Below are 6,605 nucleotides of genomic sequence, written 5' to 3'. Positions count from 1 at the left end.
TCAGAGACGAAGAGAGGGCATATCCATCGATGAGATATGCCCTCTGACCTCGGTCGGGACGGCCGGATTCGAACCGACGACCCCTTGACCCCCAGCGGGGTGGCGCGGAGCCGCCCCTTCAGCGGCAGGGCGACATTCACGCCGCCGGCTTGCGGAGCACGTATCCCACCCCGCGTAGCGTGTGGATCAGCCGGGGCTGGGTGGTGTCGATCTTGCGCCGCAGGTAGGAGATGTAGGACTCCACGATGTTGTCGTCGCCCCGGAAGTCGTAGTTCCAGACGTGGTCCAGGATCTGCGCCTTGGACAGCACCCGGTTGGCGTTGAGCATCAGGTAGCGCAGCAGCTTGAACTCGGTCGGCGAGAGCTGCACCCGCTTGCCGGCCCGGTGCACCTCGTGGGTCTCCTCGTCCAGTTCCAGGTCGGCGAAGGTGAGCCGGGACGGCGCGTGCTCGCCGGTGGCCGTACGCCGCAGCACCGCCCGGATCCGCGCGGTCAGCTCCTCCAGGCTGAACGGCTTGGTGACGTAGTCGTCGCCGCCCAGGGTCAGCCCGCGGATCTTGTCGTCGGTCGCGTCCCGGGCGGTGAGGAAGACCACCGGGGTACGGGTGCCACCCTCGCGGAGCAGCCGGATCACCTCGAACCCGTCGAGATCGGGCAGCATGACGTCGAGCACGACCAGGTCGGGTCGCCGCTCCTTCGCCGCGCTGACCGCCGCGCTCCCACTGGTGGCGGTGGCCACGTCGAAGCCGGCGAATCGCAGACTGGCGGAGAGCAGCTCGAGAATATTCGGGTCGTCCTCGACGACCAGTAGCCGGGCCTCGCTCTGCGTTGTCGCTGCCATCTCGCCATCATCCGCGTCTCCCCTGCGGCTCGGCTGAGCAACTCCTGAAAAGTTTCTGAGAGCCCCCGGCCGCGTTCCAGCCGGGTCGGCGCGGTGATCGTCGGCTACCCGGGAGCGGCCGGGGACGCCGCCGCTTCAGCGGCCCCGGAAAGCATTGGCGGCCGCCGGGATCAGCTGGCGGTCCCCGGGATCAGCGGAGCAGCCGGCGCAGGCCGTCCAGCGCACCGTGCAGCAGCCGGGCCGCCGTACCCAGCTGGGCCTCGGTGAACCGGCCACTGCGGGCCAGCGCCCGTACCTCGGTGACGAAGAGCAGCAACTGCCGGTCGAACTCGGCGGCCGGATCGTCCCCCTGCGCCGCCGACCAGCCCTGCTCCGCCCGCTCACCGGCGCGCGGCCCGGCCGACCAGCCGGCGTCGCCCGCGCCGGAACCCGCCGCCGCGCCGGGATGTCCCGTACCCGGGTACGCCGGGCCGGGCGGGGACCTCCGGTCACCTCGGCGGGACTCCCGGGCGGCGGCCCGCAGCTCCTGCTTCAGGTCACGCACCGAGCCGCGTACCTCGGAGCGGATCTCGCCGGCCAGTTTCGCCAGGTCGGAGACGGAGGCGCGGATCTCCGACTCCAGGCTCGCCACCTCGTCGGCCCGCTGCCGCAGCTCGGCCCGGCCCGCCTCGGTGATCCGGTAGACCTTCCGGCCGCCGACGGCGTCGTGCGTGACCAGTCCCTCCGCCTCCAGCCGGGCCAGGCGGGGATAGATCGTGCCGGCGCTCGGCGCGTACAGGCCGAGGAAGCGCTCCTCCAGCAGCCGGATGAGTTCGTAGCCGTGTTTCGGGCCGTCGTCCAGGAGCTTGAGCAGATAGAGCCGGAGCCGGCCGTGGCCGAACACCGTCGTCATCTCGTCCTCACTCCGCAGACCGCCGGGCCAGCAGCACGATGCTTCCGGACATGGTGGTCGCGCGGAGACTACCTCCCCCGGCGCCGAGGGTTCCCCGGCGGTCGCTCGACCAGCTCGGCGCGGGGCCCGCCGCGAGCTGCGGAAAGTCCGTGGTGATCTGGCCCGAGGTGGTGTGCAGGTGCACGTCGAGGTCGCTCTCCTCGGGCACCCGGACGGTCACGCTGCCCGAGGTCGCACCGAGCTGGATCTCGCTCCCGCCGGGGTCGCCGAGGTCGCAGGTGATCGCCCCGGAGAGCGTACTGGCCCGGACCCGCTCGGCGGTCCCGTCGGCCAGGATCAGCTCGCCGGAGACCGTCTCCATGGTCAGGTCGCCGGAGACGCCGAGCGCCTCCACCGGCCCGGAGACCAGCCGCGCCTTCGTCCGGCCGGCGAGCCCCATCAGGGTCACCTGGCCGGCGGTCACCTCCACCTTGGTCGCCTCGGCCAGCCCGGACACCACCACCGCACCCTCGTGCAGCCGCAGGTCCACCCGCACCCGGGCCGGTACCCCGATCGAGATCTCGGGTCCGCCGCCCAGCCCGAACCAGCGCAGCAGCAGCGTCCACCCCCCGAACGTCCGGTGCCGGACGGACAACCTGCCGTCGTGGTGCTCGACGACCAGCGGGCGCCGGTCGGTCCGGGTGACCTCGATCCGGGCCGGGCCGTCGGTGCCGACCACGTTGACCCGGCCGGAGTTGAGCCGGACGACGAGCTGGTCGACCGGCTCGGTGAGGGTCAGCCGACGCGGCCCGTCCACGGTCCAGCTCGGCATGGCGACTCCCTGGTTGCTGGGCCGGTCCGGCCGGTGGGCGCGCGGCACGAACGGCGGGCGTGCGTGCTGCCACGATAACGCGATACATCGCGTTTCCGGAACGCCCCTCCGGCCGGCCGGCGATGCCGTCAGGCAGCCAGCTCCAGCGATGCCCCGCCGGCCGGATCCCGCGCCGGGGCGGCTGCACCGGCCGCCCGTACCGCCGCCTCGGCGGCCGTGGCGAGCCGGCGGCGGTCCGCCGGACGGTCGCGGCGGGGCTGGTCGACCACGGTCAGGGTCACCACCAGACCGCGCAGCGCCAGCACCCGGCGTACCGAGGTGTAGAGGCTCTCCTCGGCCAGGAAGGCCGCCGCCGCGGTGTCGACGGCCCGGACCGCACCCGTCGCCGGATCGCTGAACTCGGTGCGGTAACCGAGGTGTACCGGCACCACCGGGGCCGCCGCGTCCACGGCGGCCTGGAACGTCGCCGGACGGAACCGGACCGCCCAGGCACAGTCGCCGCCCGCCCGGGGCAGGCCGCACCAGGTCGTACCCTCCGGGAAGACCGCCACCACCCCGTCGGCCCGGAGCACCTCCGCCACCTCGGCCACGGTCCGGGGCAGGGTGCGCGGCCGGGTCCGGTCGATGAAGATGGTGCCGCCGAGCGCCGCCAACGGCCCGATCAGCGGCCAGTTCCGCACCTCGTGCTTGGCCAGCAGCCGGGCCGGCGTCACCGCGAGGACCGCGACGACGTCCAGCCAGGAGACGTGGTTGGCCACCAGCAGGGCCCGCCGCAGCGGCGGCCGGCCCCGCACGTCGAGCCGGATCCCGGCGGCCCGCAACACGCCACGTGCCCACGCCCGCGCGGCGACCTGGCGGCCGGAGCGGGAGAGCACCGGCAGTAGCGCCAGCAGCAGCCCGCCGAAGAGCAGGGCGCCGGCCAGCGCCACCAGCCGACCCAGTTGGCGTGCCCCGGAGACCCTCGGCGTCCGGCCCGGCTCCGGCAGGCAGGCCGGTCCGCAACTTGAGTGCGGCCGCCAGAGCGACCCCGGTCCCGACCGGGCCGGGACGGTGCGGGTCCGGGTCTTCACCGGTCCGGACCGAGGAAGTGCCGGCGGTACCGGTCGGGCATCCGGTCCATGGAGAGCAGCACGTAGAAGTCCGCCACGTCGAAGTCCGGGTCGTACGCCGGTTCTCCGCAGACCCAGGCACCCAGCCGCAGATAGCCGCGGAGCAGCGGCGGCATCGCCACCCGGCCACCGGCGGCGGCCGTCGCCCCGGCCCGGCGATCCAGGTCGCCACCGGGCGCCGGTACCGGCGGCTGTGCGGCCGCCAGCGCGGCCGTGCCGACCGGTTCGGCCAGCCAGGGCCGGTGTGGCCGGACCCGCATCGGCGGCGGGGCGAGGTGCCGGCGCCGTACCTCCGACCAGACCCCGGCGGCCGTCGCCCCGGCGTCGTCCAGCGGGACCGAGGTGCAGCCGGCGAGCCAGCGCAGGCCGCGCAGGTGCAGATAGCGGGCGATACCGGCCCACATCAGGTTGATCACGGCGCCGCTCCGGTGCGCCGGGTCGACGCAGGACCGGCCGATCTCGACCACCTCGTCGCGGAGCGGCGCGAGCGGGGAAAGATCGAACTCACCCTCGGCGTACCGTCGGCCGGCCCGGGCGGCGCGGTCCGGTGGCAACATCCGGTAGGTGCCGACCACCGCCCCCGACTCGTCCTCCCGGACGATGAGGTGCTCGCAGTACGGGTCGAACTCGTCGACGTCGAGTCCGGCCACCGGTGAGTGGAGGTTGGCGCCGAACTCTTCGACGAAGACGGCGTGCCGCAGGCGCTGTGCGGCGGCTACCTGCGATGCGCCCTCGGCGATCAGCAGGGTGTATCCGCTGGTCCCGGTCTGTGCCGGGGCGGTGAGCAGAACGGCCATGCTTCCTGTGTAGGCCCCCGGGCTGCCCTGGACGTGTCGACCGACGGCCGAGGGTGTGTCGATCCGGTGAACGGGATGTGGTATGGCCCCGGCCGTCTCGCGCGCCGCCCCCCGGCGCCTAGTCCGAGCTGGTAAATTTCGCCCCTCCTCCCCAGATGCCGCGCGGCTCGTGCTGTAGGAGGACGGGCTCCTGCCCAGGTATGACGACCGGTTACGCAATCATCCCGATTGACCGCGCGGCGCACAATGTCGACGCTGGGTGACGGCGCGGCCGGGTACGGCGGCGCTCACGGAGGGGAGAGAGATGTCCGACGGGCGACAGAGCCCAACGGCCGGAGGTGGCCAGATAGTGGTCTCCGGTCTCACGAAGGTCTATCGCAATGTCCGGGCGGTCGATGATTTGTCGTTCACCGTCGAGCCCGGCCGGGTGACCGGCTTCCTCGGGCCGAACGGTGCCGGCAAGACGACGACGCTGCGGATGCTGCTCAACCTTGTCACGCCGACGGCGGGCACCGCGACGATCGGCGGCACGCGCTACGCCGACCTGTCGGAGCCGATCCGGCACGTCGGCGCGGTGCTGGAGGCGTCCAGCGCGCACAAGGGCCGTACCGGGGTCAACCACCTGCGGGTGACCTGCGCGGCTGCCGGGCTGCCGAAGCAGCGGGCCGACGAGGCGCTGGAGCTGGTGGGGCTCACCCCGGCCGCCAAGCGGAAGTTCAAGGGCTACTCGCTCGGCATGAAGCAGCGGCTCGGCATCGCCGCCGCGATGCTCGGCGACCCCCGGGTGCTGATCCTCGACGAGCCGGCCAACGGGCTCGACCCGGAGGGCATCCGGTGGATGCGCGGCTTCCTCAAGGCGCTCGCCGCCGAGGGGCGTACGGTGCTGGTCTCCAGCCACCTGCTCTCCGAGATGCAGCTGCTCGCCGACGACGTGGTGATCATCGCGGCCGGCAAGCTAGTCCGGCAGGGCCGGGTCGACGAGGTGGTCGGCTCGATGGCGCAGACCGGCAGGGTCCGGGTCCGGACCCCACAGAGTGACGAGCTGACCGCGGCGCTGACCGGGAACGGCGCCCGGGTGACCCGGGGCGAGGACGGGGTGCTGCTGGTCGACGGGACGGACGCCCCGGCGGTGGGCCGGGCCGCGCTGGCGGCAAAGGTCGAACTGCACGAGCTGACCACGGAGCGACCCGACCTCGAAGGGGTCTTCCTGGAGCTGACGGCCGGAAAGGCGGGGATCCGATGAACCTGGTCCGGTCCGAGCTGCTGAAGATCCGCACGACGAACACCTGGTGGATCTTCGGACTCATCACGCTGCCCCTCTGGGGCCTGACCCTGATGATCAACTACTTCCAGTCGCAGGCGCTGCTCGACCCGGCCAGCGTCGGCGTACCGGAGGCCGACGCGCAGAACGCGCAGTTCCAGGCGGCCGGTGAGCACGTCAACGTGGCGGCGAACCTCTACACCAACGGCCAGTTCTTCGGCGTGCTGATCGTGATGCTGCTCGGCGTGATGGTGGTGACGAACGAGTTCTTCCACCAGACCGCCACGACCACCTTCCTGACCACGCCGCACCGTACCGCCGTGGTGGTGGCGAAGCTGGTCGCCGCCGGCATCCTCGGGTTGATCTTCTGGGTGGTCACCACCGGGCTCAACCTGATCTTCACTCCGCTGATCCTGAACAGCCTGGACGTGGCGAGCCAGCTCGGCGAGGGCGCGATCTGGCAGGCGATCGGCCTGAACGGGCTGGCGTACCTGCTCTGGGCCGTCTTCGGGATCGGGTTCGGGGTGCTGATCCGCAGCCAGATCGGTGCCACCGTCACCGCGCTGCTGGTCTACCTCGCCGGCTACATCGGGGCGATCATCGTGCTGTCGATCCTGGCCGACCGGTTCGGCGACTGGATCAACAACCTTCAGTTGATCGTCCCGTCGCTCGCCTCCCAGCTGATGGCGACCGGCACCGACCTGCCGGGCAGCCCGCCCCGATGGGCCGGCGCGGCGGTCATGATCGCGTACGCCGTGGTGACCGGCACGATCGGCACCTTGATCATGCGCAAGCGGGACGTCTCCTGACCCTTGCGGCAGGGTCGTCGGGTCGTCGGAGCCCGGCCGGGGTCAGTACCCCGGCCGGGCTTCGCCGTTACTCCAAGGGCCGACA

General features: G+C 72.5%; 7 protein-coding genes. 2 read left to right on the top strand and 5 right to left on the bottom strand.

The features are described 5' to 3' along the window. Positions 1-136 precede the first annotated feature (136 nt). From V1634_RS21935 to V1634_RS21915, 5 genes are all read right to left on the bottom strand, one after another. On the bottom strand, positions 137-841 hold the full coding sequence (locus tag V1634_RS21935; RefSeq protein WP_101369786.1) for a response regulator transcription factor: 705 nt from the start codon (positions 839-841) through the stop codon (positions 137-139). Between the two features lie 190 nt (positions 842-1,031). Beyond that, positions 1,032-1,733: a PadR family transcriptional regulator gene (locus V1634_RS21930; protein WP_331209751.1), complete on the bottom strand. Its 702-nt coding sequence runs from the start codon at positions 1,731-1,733 to the stop codon at positions 1,032-1,034. Positions 1,734-1,740: 7 nt separating this feature from the next. Further along, positions 1,741-2,544, bottom strand: a complete 804-nt coding sequence (locus V1634_RS21925) for a DUF4097 family beta strand repeat-containing protein (protein WP_331209750.1) — start codon at positions 2,542-2,544, stop codon at positions 1,741-1,743. A gap of 128 nt (positions 2,545-2,672) precedes the next feature. Then, a complete protein-coding gene (locus V1634_RS21920) occupies positions 2,673-3,614 on the bottom strand; it encodes a lysophospholipid acyltransferase family protein (protein WP_331209749.1) in 942 nt (313 codons plus the stop codon). Then, positions 3,611-4,450 carry a GNAT family N-acetyltransferase gene (locus V1634_RS21915; protein ID WP_331209748.1) on the bottom strand — a complete coding sequence of 280 codons (840 nt, stop codon included), beginning with the start codon at positions 4,448-4,450 and terminating at the stop codon, positions 3,611-3,613. The genes V1634_RS21920 and V1634_RS21915 overlap by 4 nt, the downstream gene beginning before the upstream one ends. Before the next feature lie 304 nt (positions 4,451-4,754). On the opposite strand from V1634_RS21915, the gene V1634_RS21910 reads away from it, so the two are divergent. Further along, positions 4,755-5,693, top strand: coding sequence for an ABC transporter ATP-binding protein (locus tag V1634_RS21910; protein ID WP_331209747.1), 939 nt, complete (start codon positions 4,755-4,757; stop codon positions 5,691-5,693). Further along, on the top strand, positions 5,690-6,520 hold the full coding sequence (locus tag V1634_RS21905) for an ABC transporter permease subunit (RefSeq protein ID WP_331209746.1): 831 nt from the start codon (positions 5,690-5,692) through the stop codon (positions 6,518-6,520). The genes V1634_RS21910 and V1634_RS21905 overlap by 4 nt, the downstream gene beginning before the upstream one ends. Positions 6,521-6,605: the final 85 nt, after the last annotated feature.

It is taken from the genome of Plantactinospora veratri (assembly GCF_036421995.1).
In the GTDB taxonomy this organism is placed as follows: Bacteria; Actinomycetota; Actinomycetes; order Mycobacteriales; family Micromonosporaceae; genus Plantactinospora; species Plantactinospora veratri.
The sequence above is the reverse complement of the archived record's forward strand: the minus strand, read 5'-3'. Positions and strand labels throughout refer to the sequence as shown.

Excerpts from the sequence above, each read along its gene's own strand:
- V1634_RS21935 (WP_101369786.1), bottom strand. The coding sequence starts at position 841 with ATGGCAGCGACAACGCAGAGCGAGGCCCGGCTACTGGTCGTCGAGGAC.
- V1634_RS21930 (WP_331209751.1), bottom strand. The coding sequence starts at position 1,733 with ATGACGACGGTGTTCGGCCACGGCCGGCTCCGGCTCTATCTGCTCAAG.
- V1634_RS21925 (WP_331209750.1), bottom strand. The coding sequence starts at position 2,544 with ATGCCGAGCTGGACCGTGGACGGGCCGCGTCGGCTGACCCTCACCGAG.
- V1634_RS21915 (WP_331209748.1), bottom strand. The coding sequence starts at position 4,450 with ATGGCCGTTCTGCTCACCGCCCCGGCACAGACCGGGACCAGCGGATAC.
- V1634_RS21910 (WP_331209747.1), top strand. The coding sequence starts at position 4,755 with ATGTCCGACGGGCGACAGAGCCCAACGGCCGGAGGTGGCCAGATAGTG.
- V1634_RS21905 (WP_331209746.1), top strand. The coding sequence starts at position 5,690 with ATGAACCTGGTCCGGTCCGAGCTGCTGAAGATCCGCACGACGAACACC.